Annotated in this window: 16 protein-coding genes; 8 read left to right on the forward strand and 8 right to left on the reverse strand. The window is 59.7% G+C overall.

Annotated elements, in window-relative coordinates; genetic code table 11:
* Positions 1–30: 30 nt before the first annotated feature.
* Positions 31–1647 carry a peptide ABC transporter substrate-binding protein gene (locus ACL2XO_RS15700; RefSeq protein ID WP_413741017.1) on the reverse strand — a complete coding sequence of 539 codons (1617 nt, stop codon included), beginning with the start codon at positions 1645–1647 and terminating at the stop codon, positions 31–33.
* A 201-nt stretch (positions 1648–1848) separates the two neighbouring features.
* On the opposite strand from ACL2XO_RS15700, the gene mpaA reads away from it, so the two are divergent.
* Entirely contained in the window at positions 1849–2556 is a 708-nt protein-coding gene (gene mpaA, locus ACL2XO_RS15705) for a murein tripeptide amidase MpaA (RefSeq protein ID WP_132921455.1), read from the forward strand.
* 24 nt (positions 2557–2580) lie between these two features.
* Here mpaA and ycjG read toward each other — a convergent pair whose 3' ends face one another.
* Positions 2581–3549 (reverse strand): L-Ala-D/L-Glu epimerase, encoded by a 969-nt coding sequence (gene ycjG, locus ACL2XO_RS15710; protein WP_132921454.1) that lies wholly within the window; start codon positions 3547–3549, stop codon positions 2581–2583.
* 149 nt (positions 3550–3698) lie between these two features.
* On the opposite strand from ycjG, the gene tpx reads away from it, so the two are divergent.
* Complete coding sequence (gene tpx, locus ACL2XO_RS15715) at positions 3699–4220, forward strand: thiol peroxidase (RefSeq protein WP_132921453.1); 522 nt, start codon at positions 3699–3701, stop codon at positions 4218–4220.
* 54 nt (positions 4221–4274) lie between these two features.
* On the opposite strand, the gene tyrR is transcribed toward tpx, so the two are convergent.
* The 6 genes from tyrR to pspA form a co-directional block, all read right to left on the reverse strand.
* Entirely contained in the window at positions 4275–5846 is a 1572-nt protein-coding gene (gene tyrR / locus ACL2XO_RS15720; protein WP_413741018.1) for a transcriptional regulator TyrR, read from the reverse strand.
* Between the two features lie 137 nt (positions 5847–5983).
* Positions 5984–7090, reverse strand: a complete 1107-nt coding sequence (locus ACL2XO_RS15725; protein WP_413741019.1) for a YcjF family protein — start codon at positions 7088–7090, stop codon at positions 5984–5986.
* On the reverse strand, positions 7087–8472 hold the full coding sequence (locus ACL2XO_RS15730) for a YcjX family protein (protein ID WP_413741020.1): 1386 nt from the start codon (positions 8470–8472) through the stop codon (positions 7087–7089). Before ACL2XO_RS15730 ends, ACL2XO_RS15725 begins: the two co-directional genes overlap by 4 nt.
* Positions 8473–8583: 111 nt before the next feature.
* On the reverse strand, positions 8584–8943 hold the full coding sequence (pspC, locus tag ACL2XO_RS15735) for an envelope stress response membrane protein PspC (RefSeq protein WP_413724545.1): 360 nt from the start codon (positions 8941–8943) through the stop codon (positions 8584–8586).
* A gap of 1 nt (position 8944) precedes the next feature.
* Positions 8945–9178 carry an envelope stress response membrane protein PspB gene (gene pspB, locus ACL2XO_RS15740; protein ID WP_132921449.1) on the reverse strand — a complete coding sequence of 78 codons (234 nt, stop codon included), beginning with the start codon at positions 9176–9178 and terminating at the stop codon, positions 8945–8947.
* A 155-nt stretch (positions 9179–9333) separates the two neighbouring features.
* Entirely contained in the window at positions 9334–9999 is a 666-nt protein-coding gene (pspA, locus tag ACL2XO_RS15745) for a phage shock protein PspA (RefSeq protein ID WP_132921448.1), read from the reverse strand.
* A 196-nt stretch (positions 10000–10195) separates the two neighbouring features.
* Between pspA and pspF the strand changes: the two genes are divergently transcribed.
* From pspF to sapF, 6 genes are all read left to right on the forward strand, one after another.
* Positions 10196–11185 carry a phage shock protein operon transcriptional activator gene (gene pspF / locus ACL2XO_RS15750; RefSeq protein WP_413724547.1) on the forward strand — a complete coding sequence of 330 codons (990 nt, stop codon included), beginning with the start codon at positions 10196–10198 and terminating at the stop codon, positions 11183–11185.
* A 227-nt stretch (positions 11186–11412) separates the two neighbouring features.
* A complete protein-coding gene (sapA, locus tag ACL2XO_RS15755; protein ID WP_203521317.1) occupies positions 11413–13065 on the forward strand; it encodes an ABC transporter substrate-binding protein SapA in 1653 nt (550 codons plus the stop codon).
* Positions 13062–14027, forward strand: a complete 966-nt coding sequence (gene sapB, locus ACL2XO_RS15760; protein ID WP_203521316.1) for a putrescine export ABC transporter permease SapB — start codon at positions 13062–13064, stop codon at positions 14025–14027. The genes sapA and sapB overlap by 4 nt, the downstream gene beginning before the upstream one ends.
* Positions 14014–14904: a putrescine export ABC transporter permease SapC gene (sapC, locus tag ACL2XO_RS15765; protein ID WP_132921444.1), complete on the forward strand. Its 891-nt coding sequence runs from the start codon at positions 14014–14016 to the stop codon at positions 14902–14904. The genes sapB and sapC overlap by 14 nt, the downstream gene beginning before the upstream one ends.
* Positions 14904–15896, forward strand: a complete 993-nt coding sequence (gene sapD / locus ACL2XO_RS15770; RefSeq protein WP_132921443.1) for a putrescine export ABC transporter ATP-binding protein SapD — start codon at positions 14904–14906, stop codon at positions 15894–15896. The genes sapC and sapD overlap by 1 nt, the downstream gene beginning before the upstream one ends.
* 2 nt (positions 15897–15898) lie before the next feature.
* On the forward strand, positions 15899–16711 hold the full coding sequence (gene sapF / locus ACL2XO_RS15775; RefSeq protein ID WP_132921442.1) for a putrescine export ABC transporter ATP-binding protein SapF: 813 nt from the start codon (positions 15899–15901) through the stop codon (positions 16709–16711).
* The last annotated feature ends 50 nt before the right edge of the window (positions 16712–16761 follow it).

Raw genomic sequence — 16761 nt, forward strand, 5'->3', positions numbered from 1 at the left:
ATCCTGTACCATTCACCAGAAACGCCATTTTCAGTGCTTGAGAATATACATGCTTTGGCTGTAAGCCACATCCTCGGGATTATTAATTGGGTAGCCCTGCACCCAGGGCTTGATGAGCCGGCCGTTGGTATATTGATAAATCGGCGCTATGGGCGCCTGTTCGGCGATAATATCCTCCGCCTTGTTGTAATCCGCCGCCAGCAGTTTGGCATTGGTTTGCCGGCTGGCCTGCTCCAGCAGGCGATCGTATTGGGGGTCGTTGAATTTGGCGATATTGCCGCTGTGCGCCGCGGTGAGCAGCGATAAGAAGGTGGAGGGCTCATTATAATCCCCAACCCAGGACGCGCGCACCACATCGAAATTACCGGTATTGCGGCTGTCGATATAGGACTTCCATTCCTGGTTTACCAGCTTGACATTCACCCCGAGTTTTTTCTTCCACATGGAGGCGACGGCGATAGCGATTTTTTCGTTGCCTTCGGAAGTATTGTACAACAGATTCAGGGTAATAGGTTTATCCGGGCCGTAACCCGCCGCCGTCATCAGTACCTTGGCTTCGGCATCCAACTCCTCCTGGGAGTGCTGCTGCAGATAATTCGGCACGGGCTTATAACCGGCGGTGACGTCGGGGGTCAGGTGAAAGGCGGGTTTTTCGCCGCTGCCCACCACCTTCTCCGCGATAATCCGGCGGTCGATGGCGTAAGACAGCGCTTTGCGCACCCGCACGTCGCTGGTGGGCGCGCGCCGGGTATTAAACGCGTAATAGTAAGTTCCCAACTGGGGAGGGGTATACACCTGGCCGGGAATATCCTTTAGCAGTTGCTGATAGCGGGGTTTCGGAAAGGATTCGGTAATATCGATATCATTGGCGAGATAGCGGTTCAGCGCCGAAGACTCCTGATTGATGGGAATAAACGTTACCTGCGTTAATACCGTATGCCGATGATCCCAGTAGTACGGGTTGGGCGCCAGCACCAGTTTTTCATTGACTACCCGTTGCTGGAGCTGAAACGCGCCGTTGCCCACCAGGTTGCCCACTTTGGTCCAGTCATTGCCGTATTTCTCTACCGTGGCGCGGTGGACCGGGAATAAACTGAAGTTAGCCGTCAGGCTGGCAAAATACGGTACCGGTTTATCCAGCTCCACTTTCAGGGTGTAGTCGTCCGGTGCGCTGACCCCAAGCCGCTCGGCCGGCGCTTTGCCGGCGATGATGTCGCCGGCGTTGGCCAGCCCCGCCAGTTGGGTAAACCAGGCAAAGGGAGACAGATTTTTCGGATCCGCCAGCCGCCGCCAGCTGTAGACAAAATCACCGGCGGTGACAGGGTCACCATTAGACCAGCGGGCGTCATGGCGCAGATGAAAAACAAAGGTGCGGTTGTCGTTGGTTTGCCAGCTGACGGCCACGCCCGGAATCAAATGCCCGTCGGCGTCCTGGTTAACCAGCCCCTCGAAGAGATCCCGCGTGACTTCCGCTTCCGTCAGGCCGACGCCTTTGATGGGGTCCAGCGAGGCCGGTTCGTCTTTGATGTGCCGGACGATATGCTGTACCGGGGACAGCTGAACGCCGGGCGGCGGCGTGGCGCCGCGGGCGATGCCGCAGCAGGCAATGATTAAGGAGGCACAGAGTGCTAATTTGGAACCAGGCATAAGCTTTTCCTTGAAGTCATAATCGGCGCATCACCCGGGCGCGGGCCGGATAATGGCGGCCGTGCCGTGCTTTAGCATAAAAAAGTTCGGGACTAAAAGTGTTAAAACTAAAAGTCTGCCGACAAAAGTCGTAAGGCGAAGGTCTTTTGCGATAAAGTATTATCAGTCAATGTAACTCATTAGATTATGGCAGAAAACCCCATGACCGTATTCCATCCCCGCCCGCAGCGGGGCAAGCTTATTTTTCCCGGGACCCCCTTTGGCAAATCGGTACTGGGCGCGCCGATGCTGTTTTTCCGCGCCGCCGACGCCGGTCCGGATACCGGATTAATCATTGCCGGCACCCACGGCGATGAAACCGCGGGGGTGGTGGCGCTGTCCTGCGCGCTGCGCACTCTCGGCGCAAAGCCGCCGCGCCATCATCTCGTTTTGGCGGTGAATCCGGACGGCTGTCAGTTGGGATTGCGCGCGAACGCCAACGGGGTCGATCTGAACCGCAATTTCCCCACCGGCAACTGGCGGCCCATGGATACCCTTTACCGCTGGACCAGCGCAAGCGAAGCACGGGACGTGGCGCTCTCCCCCGGCACCGCGCCGGGTTCGGAGCCGGAAACCCGTGCGCTGTGCGGGTTGATAGCGCAATTAAAACCGGCCTGGGTGGTTTCGTTCCATGAGCCCCTGGCCTGTATCGAACAGCAGGCCCGTTCACCCCTGGCGCTATGGCTGGCGGAGCGGCTTTCGCTGCCGCTGGTGGACAGCGTCGGCTACGCGACCCCGGGTTCCTTCGGCAGCTGGTGCGAGGAGCAATCCCTGCCCTGCATCACCGCCGAACTGCCCGCCGTCTCGGCGGATGCCGCCACCACGGATTATCTGGACGCCCTGGTGGATTTATTGCGTTACAGATCCTGAAAACCGCCCCCGGAACGGATAACGTTATTCCAGCAGGATAGACCCGCAGCCGAACGTCAGATGGGGTTGCGCATCCATGGAGAGCCAGGTCGGCCCGTCCAGGTCGATAAACCGCGCCGCCGGGGCCAGCGGCAAGGCGGCGGCAATGGCCCTGGATGTGCACAGCATGCAGCCGAGCATAATGCCGAACCCCTGCTCTCCCGCCTGCCGGGCCAGCAGCAGCGCTTCGGTCAGGCCGCCGGTTTTGTCCAGTTTGATGTTCACCATCTCATAGTTGTCCTTAAGCGCCGGTAATTGCTGTCGGGTATGGCAACTTTCATCGGCGCAGATCGGCAGCGGATGGATGAAATGCTGTAACGCGGCATCCTGCTCCGCGGGCAGCGGCTGTTCGAGCATCGCCACCCCCAGATCCGCCAATAATTGGCAGCGGGAGGCTAATCCTTCGGGATGCCAGGCTTCATTGGCATCGACAATGAGGGTCGCCGCCGGAACGGCGGTACGAATAGCCACCATCCGCTCGGTTATCAGCCGATCGTCGAGCTTGATTTTCAGCAGCCTGGCGCCTTTTTGCCAGAATGCCTGCGCGGCTTCGGCCATGGCCTGGGGTTCATCGATGCCCAGGGTCTGCGCCATGGCGATGGTCGCCGGCAGCTGGACGCCGGCGTACTGCGCCAGCGTTTGTCCGCTCAACTGGCGCTCCACATCCCACAGCGCGCAATCCACCGCGTTGCGGGCCGCGCCGGCGGGGAGCAATTGCTGCAGTATTTCCCGCGAAACGCCCTGTTCGATGGGATGCAGCACCGAGGTCAGCTGTTCCAGCACCGATTGTTCGCTCTCTCCGTAACGGGGATAAGGGGTGCATTCGCCGATACCCTTAACACCGTCCTGCTCTATTTCCACCACCACCACTTTTGCTTCCGTACGGCTGCCCCGTGAAATCACAAAAGGCGTATGGAGCGGCCATGCTTCGGCATAAAAACGCATTACTCTCATCGTCGGTCCTCGGATTGATGGTTGCCATAGGATCCTCCCGGCCCATAAATCCTGTTAATTTAGAAAGTTATTATTGTAAAAATCCGGCTATCTTCGCTTTTCGTCATCTTTTAGACTGGATTTGATGTTAAGCAGACAAGGAACCCAGTATGGCAGAAACAGTTTATTTTCAGGGTAATCCGGTCAGGGTGGCGGATTCGCTGCCACAGCCCGGTGATACGGCTCCGGACTTTTCACTGGTGGCCAAAGATCTCTTAGACATAACGTTAAACAACCATACCGGCAAACGCAAGTTGCTGAATATCTTCCCCAGTATCGACACCGCCATTTGCGCGGCCACGGTGCGCCGTTTCAATCAAATAGCCGTCGATCTGGAAAATACCGTGGTGCTGTGCATTTCCGCCGATTTACCGTTCGCCCAGTCACGTTTTTGCGGTACGGAAGGATTGCATCGCGTCATTACCTTATCCACCCTGCGCGATCGGCAATTCATGCGCCGCTATGGAGTGGAAATCACCGATGGCCCGTTGAAAGGGCTGACCGCGCGGGCGGTCATGGTGCTCGATGAGCGCAACAAGGTGCTGTACAGCCAACGGGTGGCGGAAATCACCCATGAGCCGGATTATGATCGGGCGCTGTCTGTCCTGCGGGAAGCGCCGGCCCGCAATTGACCCTGCGGGCCGGGCAATGGAGGAGCAGGCGGGCGCGAACGGCGCGGCGTGGTTTTATGCTTCCTCGTCCTCGCCGGGCTTTTTGCTGCTCAGTCCGTACTCGCGCAGCTTGTTGGCGATGGCGGTGTGGGATACGCCCAGTCTTTTCGCCAGCTTTCGGGTACTGGGATAGGTGCGATAAAGCCGGGTGAGCACCGAGCGCTCGAACCTTTTACTGATATCGTCCAGGGAGCCGTCCAGCACCTCTTCGGACGTCGGCAGCGACAGGGCAAAATCCGGCAGGTCGATGTCGTCGACGCCTAACGCCGGACCATCCAACTGCGCCATGGCGCGATAAAGCACATTTTTCAGCTGCCGGACGTTGCCCGGCCAGGCGTACTGCGCCAGCATGGCCGTTAACTCAGGGGCCAGCCGCGGACGTGGCACGCCCTGCTCGTCGCAGAACCGGGCGATAAAGAGCGACGTAAGGGGCATGATGTCATCCGGCCGCTCCCGCAGCGGCGGCAGATTCAGGGTCAATACGTTCAGGCGGTAATAGAGATCCTCGCGAAACTGCCCTTTATGCACCAGCTCCAGAAGATTTTTCTGGGTCGCGCAGATAACCCGGACATCCACATGCATTTCCTGATCTTCGCCCACCCGGCGAAAGGTCCCGTCGTTGAGGAAACGCAGCAGTTTCGTTTGCATGCGGGGGGACATCTCGCCGATCTCGTCCAACAGCACCGAACCGCCGCCGGCCTGTTCGAAAAAGCCCTTTTTGCTTTCCAGCGCGTTGGGATAAGCGCCGGCGGCGTGGCCGAACAGTTCGCTTTCCGCCACGTCATCCGGCAGCGCGGCGCAGTTAAGGGCCAGGAATGGCTGTTTGCCGCGCGGGCTGCGCAAATGGCAGGCATGGGCCATCAAATCTTTACCGGTGCCGGTCTCGCCGACGATCAGCAGGGGCGCGTCCAGCATGGCCAGTTTGCGCGCATGCTCCACCACCTGGCGCATTTTGACGCTGGCGGCAATGATATGTCCGAATTCGCTGTCGTCATTGGGGCCGGTTTCCTGTAACTGCCGTCCCATGCGGACTGCGGACTTCAGCAAGATTACCGCCCCCGCCGCCGCCGGTTTGCCGTCATCGTCCGCCAGCCGGACGGGCGTGATGTCCATTAGAAAATCCTGCCCCGCCAATACCACCCGCCGGCTATCGGCCGCGGGACGCTCATTCTCCAGCCAACGGGTAAAATTGAACCCGCCGATAAAGCCGCCGATGGGCTGGCGGCGCATTTTTTCCGCCGGCAGGTTGAACAGCGCCAAGGCCGCCGGATTGGTCAGTTCCACTTTGCCTTTAAGATCTACGGACAACACCGGTTCAGGCATGGCGGCCAACAATGCTTCCAGGGCGCGATGCTCCCGTTCCGAAGGCATGAAGGCCAGGGTACGGACATCGGTCACGCCCTGGATCCGGCGAATCTCCGCCATTAACCCGGGGAAAGTGTCTCTTTCCACCAGTGCAACATTTAAATAGATCCTGCCGGCGGGATCGATTTCGATGCCGCGTAAATCAATATTGCGCGATGCCAACAGGTCCAGCAGTTCCCGGGCCAGGCCGAGGCGATCTTCACAAAAAACTTCTAAACGCATGCCGCGCCTCTTGACGATTGATGGGCGAATCCTGGGGATATCATACGTTGCGGCGCAGCCGGGATGAAGCCGTCTGTCACAAAAAGTTGACAGACGGAAAGAAATTCAGCCATCGGACCGGAAGCGCCCGCCGCCGGTCAGGGAAGGTTTTTCCGCTCAAGGAGAGATTTCAGCTGGCCGATGAGTTCACGGCGGTAAACGCCCAGGCGCGGCTTGTCGCCGTTTAGCCAGGGCAGCGGGCGGCAAAGCTCCATCGCTTTGATACCCAGCCGCGCGGTCAGCAGCCCGGCCCCCATGCCCTGCGCGATGCGGGCCGAGAGGCGGGCGGCCAGATCCTGCGACATCCAGTCCATACCCATTTCGCGGACCCATTCGCTGACGCCGGCGAATGCGATATTCAGCAGCACCAGCCGGAACAGACGTATACGGCTGAAATAACCCACCTCGATACCGTATATCGCCGCGATTCGATTGATTAACCGCAGGTTGCGCCAGGCGATAAACCCCATATCCACCACCGCCAGCGGACTGACCGCGATCATCAGGGCGGATTCGGCGGCGGAGCGGCTGATTTCCCGTCGGGCGCGGCGGTCGATAACCGGCTGCACCATGCGGGCATACAATTCCACCACCTCCCGGTCGCTGTGGGTATCCTGCAGCGCGGCCAGCCAATGCACCAGGGCCGGGTGGCCCTGTCGGATACCGGCCCGTCCGGCCAGGCCAAGGCAAAACTCCCGGCCCTGGCCGAGGGCGTGGCTGCGCAGCAGCTCGCCGGCGCGATCGCGCTCTTCGGCCCGCTGCCGCAGACGATAGAGCCGGCGCCATTCAGCCGCCAGCGAACCGGCGCCGGCCAGGATAATCAGGGCGCCCGCCCCCAGCGTACCCAGGGCGAACCAATCCTGTTGCTGCCAGGCCCGGCCAAACCACGATCCCATCTGCGCCAGTGCGCTTATGGCGAACAATCCCGCGCCGGCCGTCACCAGGCGGCGCCAGATACTGCGTTTGGGCTTTAACGCGTCGTCCAGCCAGCGCTCAGGCCGCCCCGGTTTATTTTCACCGGCATCGGTTTCGTCGGCGTCCCCCAGCGGCTCGAAGACTATTTCCTGCTGCGGATCGAAAACCTGCGCGCGCCTCAGCTCGGGCTCTTCGGGGGCAACAACCGGTTGTTCAAAATCAATGCGGGCTTGAATGGCATCCTCACCGGGACGATGAGCCTCCATGCCGGGTTTAATAGGTTCGGTCATCGCAATTTATCCCCCAACAGAAACTCCATCACCGCATCCAGGCGGATATGGGGCAGCGGCATATCCGGGTCCATCTGCCGCGGCCGGAAATCTTCGAACTGAAAACCCTGCTTATGCCAGAACGCCGCGCCGGGCAGCCGCGGGGGGACGTCGCCGGGATAGAGCGTCAGCGGCTGGCCGTCCCGCAGGCGGAACCCCTTCAGCGCCGGGATGTTTTTCCCCTGCAGGGCCACCGTGCCGCCCTCGGTGGCCCGCACCGAGGCCAGGCCGGCGCACTCCATGGCGATGCCTTCAAAGGCGGCGTTACGCCAGGCATCCTGAATTAACTGCTGCAGCAGCGACACCAGATTGGCCTGCTGATCGGCGGTGATGTGATCCGCTTTACTGGCGGCGAACATCAGCTTGTCGATGCAGGGAGAAAACAGCCGGCGGTAGAGCGTACGTTTGCCGTAGTGGAAACTGCGCATCAGCTGGCTCAAGGCCAGACGCATATCGTTAAAGGCATCGGGGCCGCCGTTCAGCGCTTGCAGGCAGTCCACCAGCACTATCTGGCGATCGAAACCGGTAAAATGATCTTTATAAAACCCTTTTACCACGGTCTGGCAATAATAGTGATAACGCTCCCGCAGCATACCGAGATTGGTGGTTTTCGGCGCCTGGAGCAATTGGCTTTCCGGCAGGGTTCCGCCCGCCGGCCAGGGGAAAAACTGCAGCGCCGGCGCATCCGCCATGTCACCGGGCAACACAAAACGTCCCGGCTGGATAAAATACCGGCCCTGCTGTTTGCAATGCAGCAGATAACGGGTGTATTGCGCGGCAATCTCCGCCAGCGCACGCTCATCCGCCGGCGCCAGCGGATCAAGGGCGGCGCATTTTTTCAGCCAGGGCCCGGCCCATAAAGCGCGATCTCCCTGCAGTAATCCGGCCATTTGACCGGACCAGCCCAGGTAATCCTGCTCCAGCATCGGTAAATCCAGCAGCCACTCCCCCGGATAATCAACGATTTCCAGATAGAGGGTGCCGGTATCCTTGATATGGCGCCACAGCGCATCCCGGGACCGGTAGCGCAGCGCCAGCCGCATTTCGCTGACGCCGCGGGTAGGCAGGGGCCAGGCGGGGGGCGTGCCGTATAACGCGGCGATGCCTTCATCGTAGGCGAAACGGGAAATGCCCAGATGGCGCTGCGGCACCCGCTTGGCCCCCAGCAGGCGGCCGCCGTCCGCCGCTGAAAACATCGGCAGGCGCGCGCCGTTGTTCACCATCAGCAGTTGATTGACAAAAGAGGTTATAAAGGCGGTTTTGCCGCTGCGGCTTAATCCGGTTACCGCCAGGCGCAGATGGCGATCGATGCCGCGATTCAGCCATTGATTCAGAGCGTCCATTCCAGTTTTCCACATGGCAAAAGTTGATTATGTCGTGGATTGCATCCCCAGACAAATCCGGCTCTTTGCCCGTTGCTTCATCATCAGCCGGCAAACCCGGCGCCGCGCGTGTTATAGGTGGCGGAACCGGTTACGCAGGCCAAAGGTTTCGGAGGTGACATAACGTTCGACCCGGCGCAGATGCTGCTCGCTGTCCTTAAGCTGCATTTCCAGCACGTCCAGTTGCCGGCCGGGGGGCATGGCGGCGGAATCAGAACCTTCGGCACCCGCCGGCGCGGGTTCCAGCCAATACGCCAGGATGGCGTAAGCGATGATGGTCAGCATAAACAGTCCGAAAAACATCGACAGCACCACGATAATCCGCACCAGCCGCACCGGAATATCAAAATAGTGCGCCAGGCCGGCGCAGACCCCTTTGATCATGCCCTCGTCGGGCCGGCGGAACAGCTGTTTTTTCATTATTCCATTCATCCTATTGTTGCCTCCAGTCGGGGTATTCCGCATCCAGAATATCCTCCAACGCCCGGATACGCGTCTGCATCCGCTGCGCCTCTTCCTGGAGCTGCGCCAATCGCCGGGCATCCTGCGTCTGAAAAAGCGACCCCTGCCGACGGCGATTGCCATAATGCAACCACAGCCATACCGGCGCCACAAACAGCAAAAACACGGTCAAGGGTATGGCGAGCACAATCAACACTGCAGTCATGATGACTCCTTATCATCGGGAAGGCGGCAACTCGCATTATTTAGGGTAATTGCTCATTGATGAATCTGTTGCCAACGTGCTCGGCCGGGACGGTTTACTCTTCTGGCAGCCTGTCCCGCCTTATTGACGCCGAGTACGTTTGTCAGCGGCCTGCATTATTCGGTTTTATTCATTTGCGCTTTCAGGGCCGCCAGCTGTTGGCTGATTTCATCATCCGCTTTCAATTCGGCGAACTGCTGGTCCAGCGATTTTTGTTTGCCGAAGCCGACGCTTTCGGCCTCGGCCTCCATGCTGTCGATACGGCGTTCGAACTGTTCAAATCGGGCCATGGCTTCGTCGATTTTACCGCTGTCCAGCTGACGGCGGATATCCCGGGAAGAAGCGGCGGCCTGATGGCGCAGCGCCAGGGTTTTCTGGCGGGCGCGGGTTTCCGCCAGCTTATTCTCAAGCTCGCCTATTTCACGTTTCATGCGATCCAGCGTTTCTTCAATCACCGACACGTCCTGATGCAGGGCGGCGACAATTTTGGTGAGGCGCTGCTTTTCCATCAGCGCGGCGCGCGCCAGGTCTTCTTTGTTTTTGGTCAGGGCCAATTCGGCTTTTGCCTGCCAGTCGGCCTGCTGCGTTTCCCCCTGGCTGATACGCCGCAACAGCTGTTTCTTTTCCGCCAGCGCCTGGGCGGAGGTGGTGCGCACCTCGACCAGGGTATCCTCCATTTCCTGAATCATCAGGCGGACCAGTTTTTCCGGATCTTCCGCCTTATCCAGTAAGGCATTGATATTGGCGTTCACGATATCGGTGAAACGAGAAAAAATACCCATTGCAGATCCCCTTTATATCTAGCCGGTTAACGACTGAAAATGTGTTCATAATGAACATGCCCTACAGAGGGGATTACAAATAGCGTGCCAATAATGCACGAATTTTAATGCATTGATTTTATATGTTTTTTATAATTGCTCTTCATTGGGCTTCCGCTATAGTGATTATATATACCAACTGTTGGCGAAATTCACCATGGCGGATCATCATGAAAACCTGCTGGGGCAATCCAATAATTTCCTGGAAGTGCTGGAACAGGTCTCCCGGCTGGCGCGGCTGAACAAGCCGGTGTTGGTCATCGGCGAACGGGGAACCGGTAAAGAGCTGATAGCCCGGCGGCTCCATTACCTCTCCCCCCGCTGGCAGGGTCCGTTCATCTCCCTTAACTGCGCCGCCTTGAATGAAAACCTGCTGGATTCGGAACTGTTCGGCCACGAGGCAGGGGCCTTTACCGGCGCGCAAAAACGTCACCAGGGACGGTTCGAGAGGGCGGACGGCGGCACCCTGTTTCTGGATGAGCTGGCCACCGCGCCGATGATGGTGCAGGAAAAATTACTCAGGGTGATTGAATACGGCGAGCTGGAACGGGTGGGAGGCAGCCAGCCGCTGCAAGTGGACGTCCGGCTGGTGTGCGCCACCCATGCCGACTTGCCCCGCCTGGCCAAAGCCGGCGATTTCCGCGCCGATTTGCTGGACCGGCTGGCGTTTGACGTGGTGGCGCTGCCGCCGCTGCGGGCAAGGCAGCAGGATATTATGGTCATGGCGGAGCATTTTGCCATCCAGATGTGCCGGGAAATCGATTTGCCGCTGTTTCCCGGCTTTACCCCGGCGGCGAGACAAACGCTGCTGGCGTATTACTGGCCCGGCAATGTCCGGGAGCTGAAAAACGTGGTGGAGCGGTCGATTTATCGTCACGGCAGCAGCGATCGTCCCTTGGACGCAATACTGCTCGATCCCTTCGCGGCGGTGAACGCCGCCGCCGACCCGGACGAGACGCCCGACGGCGCCCCGGCGGCGCTGCCGCTGGATTTGAAAGCCTGGCTTGAACAACAGGAGAAATACTGGATAGAGCGCGCGCTGGCGCAGGCACGGTATAATCAGCGCCAGGCCGCCGATCTGTTGTCATTGAGCTACCACCAGCTGCGGGGGATAATGAAAAAACACGCCGTTAAGGTCAGCGCATAGCCCTGATGATAGGGCGCCAGGTGTCTGCTAATGCTTCTCACTATCATTTGCAAAGCTTTTTGATGATAACCGTTCTCATCCTTTTATTCCGGTGGCGGCGTTTTCAGGCGCAATCCGGCCAATTGGCGCTTTTAGCGCCGATCCCGCCGGATTATTGACGGCATAAATTGGGTGTCGCGCCAGAGTGAGGTAAACTGGAACCATTATCCGGTAGGATCCAAGTGGTTATGGGAATAAAACGTTCTTCTATACTGGCGCTGTTATGGGTAACCGTCATGGCGTCGTCGGGGCTGCCCACGATGGCGGCCCAGACGCCCTCCCCGCCTGACATTCGGCAAAGCGGCTTTGTTTATTGCGTGAACGGCTTGCTGAATACGTTCAACCCGCAAATGGCCAGCAGCGGGCTGACGGTGGATACCCTCTCGGCGCAAATCTACGATCGTCTATTGGATGTGGATCCCTATACCTATCGGCTGATCCCCGAACTGGCGCAAAGCTGGGAAGTGCTGGACAACGGCGCGACTTATCGTTTCCATTTGCGCAAAAACGTTCCGTTCCAGCGCACCGCCTGGTTTACGCCCACCCGCAATTTGAACGCGGACGACGTGGTGTTCAGCTTTGCCCGCATGTTTGATATCCACCACCCTTACCACGATGTCAACGGCGGCGACTATCCCTACTTCGACAGTCTGCAGTTTCCCGACTCGGTGCAAAGCGTGCGCAAGCTGGACAACGACACGGTGGAGTTTCGGCTCAACAGCCCGGATGCTTCCTTTCTCTGGCATATCGCCACCCACTACGCGCCGGTGCTGTCGGAGGAGTACGCCGAACAGCTCACCGCCGCCGGCCGGCAGGAACAAATCGATCGCCAGCCGGTGGGCACCGGACCATTCATGCTTAACGAATACCGGGCCGGCCAGTTTATCCGCCTGCTGCGCCATGACGCCTACTGGCGCGGCCGGCCGCGGATGTCGCAGGTGGTCATCGATTTGGGCGCCGGCGGCATCGGCCGCTTGTCCAAGCTGCTGACCGGGGAGTGCGACGTCCTGGCCTATCCCGCCGCCAGCCAGCTTCCGGTGCTGCGCGACGACCCGCGCCTGCGGCTGACCCTTAGGCCCGGAATGAATATCGCCTATCTGGCGTTCAATACCGCCAAACCGCCGCTGGACGATGTGCGGGTGCGCCAGGCCATCGCACTGTCCATCAACAATCAGCGCCTGATGCAGTCCATCTATTACGGCACCGCCGAGACCGCCGCCTCGATCCTGCCGCGCGCCTCCTGGGCCTATGACAACGAGGCCAAGGTCAGCGAATATAACCCCGACAAGGCGCGGGCGCTCCTGCACGCCATCGGCAAAGACAACATGGAGCTGCGTTTATGGGTGCCCACGGCCTCGCAATCCTATAATCCCAGCCCGCTGAAAACCGCTGAGCTTATCCAGGCGGACCTGGCGCAGGTGGGCATCAAGGTGATTATCGTCCCGGTGGAGGGCCGGTTCCAGGAGGCCCGGCTGATGACCATGAACCACGACCTGACGCTGGCGGGCTGGTCTACCGACAGCAACGATCCGGACAGCTTCTTCCGGCCGCTGCTCAGCTGCGCCGCCATCCGCTCGCAAACCAACTATGCTCACTGGTGCCAGCCCCTGTTCGACCAATTGCTGCGCTCGGCGCTGCTGTCGCAGCAGCTGGCCGGACGCATGGAGACCTACCGGGATGCGCAGCGAATGCTGGAGGAGCAGTTGCCGGTACTGCCGCTGGCATCGTCGCTGCGCCTGCAGGCCTATCGCTACGATATCAAAGGATTGGTGCTCAGCCCCTTCGGCAATGCCTCCTTTGCCGGGGTTTACCGGGATGACTCCCAGGAACCGAAACCATGATTATATTTATCCTGCGCCGGCTGCTGCTGCTGCTGATTACGCTGTTTTTCCTGTCGCTGGTGGGCTTTAGCCTCAGTTATTTCACCCCCAGCGCGCCGTTGAGCGGCGCGGCGCTCGCCGATGCCTATTTCTATTACTTCAACGGCCTGCTGCATCTGGATTTCGGCGTGTCCAGCATCAATGGCCAGTCCATCGGCCAGCAGCTGCGCGAAGTGTTCCCCGCCACCCTGGAGCTATGCATACTGGCCTTTGTCCTGGCGCTTATCGTCGGCATCCCCCTGGGCATCGTCGCCGGGGTGACGCGCAATAAATGGCAGGATATCGGCATCAGCATCTTCGCCTTGCTGGGCCTGTCAATGCCGGTGTTCTGGCTGGCGCTGCTGCTGACGCTGTTTTTCGCCCTGCATCTGGGCTGGTTTCCGGTCTCCGGGCGTTATGATCTGCTCTATCAGATTAAACCGGTTACCGGCTTCGCCCTGCTGGATGCCTGGCTTTCCGATTCCCCATACCGCCACGAAATGATAACCAGCACCCTGCGGCACATGGTGCTGCCCATCATCGCCCTGGCGGTGGCCCCCACCACCGAGGTGATAAGGCTGATGCGCATCAGTACCGACGAGGTGTTCGCCCAGAATTACATCAAGGCGGCGGCGACCCGCGGCTTGACGCTGACCACCATTATCCGCCGGCATGTTGTGCATAATGCCCTGCCCCCCATTATCCCCAAACTGGGATTGCAGTTTTCCACCATGCTGACGCTGGCCATGATTACCGAGGTGGTCTTCAGCTGGCCCGGCGTGGGCCGCTGGTTGATCAACGCCATACGCCAGCAGGATTACGCCGCCATTTCCGCCGGCGTCATGGCGGTGGGATCGCTGGTGATTGCCGTCAATGTTCTGGCGGATGTGGTGGGCGCGCTGGCCAATCCGCTGCGCCATAAGGAGTGGTATGCTCTCCGATAATATTTATCGCGAAAAACGCATGGCCAGTCCGCTGCGTTATATCTGGCGCATCTTTTACCATGACGCCATGTCGATGATCGGCCTGTACGGTTTTATGCTGCTGATCCTGCTGTGCGTGTTCGGTTCGGTGGTGGCGCCTTATGCCCTGGATCAGCAGTTTCTCGGCTACCAGCTCCTGCCGCCCTCCTGGTCGCGCTACGGCGATGTCTCCTTCTTCCTGGGCACCGACGATCTGGGCCGCGATGTGCTCAGCCGCCTGTTAACCGGCACCGCCCCCACCTTCGGCGCGGCGCTGCTGTTAACCATACTGGCTTGTGCCTTCGGACTGCTGCTGGGAGTGCTGGCGGGCATTAGCCGCGGCCTGCGCTCGGCGGCGCTCAATCATGTGCTGGACACGCTGTTATCCATTCCGTCGCTGCTGCTGGCCATCGTGGTGGTGGCGTTTATCGGCCCCTCCCTCGGGCACGCCATGCTGGCGGTGGGGCTGGCCATTTTACCGCGTATCGTGCGCACGGTTTACGGCGCGGTGCATGACGAACTGGAAAAAGAGTATGTGCTGGCGGTGCGCATCGACGGCGCATCGATGCCGCATATCCTGCGCTATGCGGTGCTGCCCAATATCGCCAGCGTCCTGGTGTCCGATTTCACCCGCGCCCTGTCCATGGCCATTCTGGATATCGCCGCCCTCGGCTTTCTCGATCTCGGGGCGCAGTTGCCGTCGCCGGAATGGGGCGCCATGATGGGGGATACGCTGGAACTGGTCTATGCCGCGCCTTGGACCGTGATGCTGCCGGGAGGCGCCATTATGTTAAGCGTGCTGATCGTGAATATACTGGGCGACGGCATTCGCCGCGCCATGATTGCGGAGGTGGAATAATGCCGTTAATGGATATCCGTAATCTCACTATCGAATTCATGACCGCCGAAGGGCCGGTGAAAGCGGTGGATCGGGTTAGTTTCACCCTGGTTGAAGGGGAAGTGCGCGGTCTGGTGGGTGAATCCGGCTCCGGCAAGAGCCTGATAGCCAAAGCCATCTGCGGCGTCACCAAGGATAACTGGCGGGTCACGGCGGACCGGTTTCGCTTCGACGACATCGATTTATTGCAGCTGAGCCCGCGCCAGCGGCGCCGGCTGGTGGGCCATAACGTCTCGATGATTTTCCAGGAGCCGCAATCCTGCCTCGATCCGTCGGAAACCATCGGCCGCCAGCTGATTCAGGTGATCCCGGGCTGGACCTATAAAGGGCTGTGGTGGCAACGGTTCGGCTGGCGCAAACGCCGGGCCATCGAGCTGCTGCACCGGGTGGGCATCAAGGATCATAGCAATATCATGGGCAGCTATCCTTACGAGCTCACCGAGGGGGAGTGCCAGAAGGTGATGATCGCCATCGCCCTGGCCAATCAGCCCCGGCTGCTGATTGCCGACGAGCCCACCAACGCCATGGAACCCACCACCCAGGCGCAGATATTCCGGCTGCTGGCGGGGCTGAACCAGAATAACAACACCACCATCCTGCTGATCAGCCACGATATCCAGATGATGAGCAAATGGGCCAACCGTATCAATGTGCTCTACTGTGGCCAGACTGTGGAGAGCGCTACCTGCGAGGAGCTCATAGCCACCCCCCATCATCCCTACACCCAGGCGCTGATCCGCGCCATTCCGGATTTCGGCCGATCCATGCCGCCGAAAAGCCGCCTGAATACCCTGCCCGGCGGCATTCCCTCCCTGGAGCATTTGCCCATCGGCTGCCGCCTGGGGCCCCGCTGCCCTTACGCGCAGAAAACCTGTATTGAAATGCCGCCGCTGGAGCCGATAAAGAACCACTGGTTCGCCTGTCATTTCCCCCTCAATATGGAAGGGCAATAAGCATGGAAACCCTATTGGAAGCCCGCAACCTCACCAAAACCTTCCGTTATCGCAGCGGCTTGTTCCATAAACACCAGGTTGAGGCGGTGAAGCCCCTGAGCTTTATTCTGCGGGAGGGGCAAACCCTGGCGATTATCGGCGAGAACGGTTCGGGCAAATCCACCCTGGCGAAAATGCTGGCGGGCACGGTGGAGCCCACCGGCGGCGAGCTCTTGATCGATGACCATCCGTTGACCTTCGGCGATTACCGCTATCGCAGCCAGCGCATCCGCATGATTTTTCAGGATGTGGGCAATGCCCTGAATCCCCGCCAGCGCATCGGACAGCTGTTGGACGTACCGCTGCGGCTCAACACCGCCATGACGCCGACGGAGCGTGAACAGGCTATTAACCTGACCCTGCGGCAGGTGGGGCTGCGCCCGGATCACGCGTTCTATTACCCCCATATGCTGGCGCCGGGGCAGAAACAGCGCGTGGGCCTGGCCAGGGCGCTTATTCTGCGCCCGAAGGTTATCGTGGCCGACGAAGCGCTGGCCTCCCTTGATATGTCGATGCGCTCGCAAATCATCAACCTGATGCTCGAGCTGCAGGCCAAACAGGGTATAGCCTATATCTATGTCACCCAGCATTTGGGCATGATGAAGCATATCAGCGACCAGATCATGGTAATGCAGGACGGCGAGGTGGTGGAGCGCGGCAATACCGCAGACGTGCTGGCCGCCCCGCTGCACGATCTCACCAAGCGGCTGATAACCAGCCACTTCGGCGAGGCCCTGACGGCGGACGCCTGGCGGCGCGATGCCGCCATGCCATAGCAAACCCGGAGTATATCCGGCGACGGCGGGATATGGCCCGTTTATCCGCG

Origin of the sequence: Sodalis sp. RH15 (assembly GCF_047324255.1) — a bacterium.
GTDB classification, from domain to species: domain Bacteria; phylum Pseudomonadota; class Gammaproteobacteria; order Enterobacterales; family Enterobacteriaceae; genus Acerihabitans; species Acerihabitans ligni.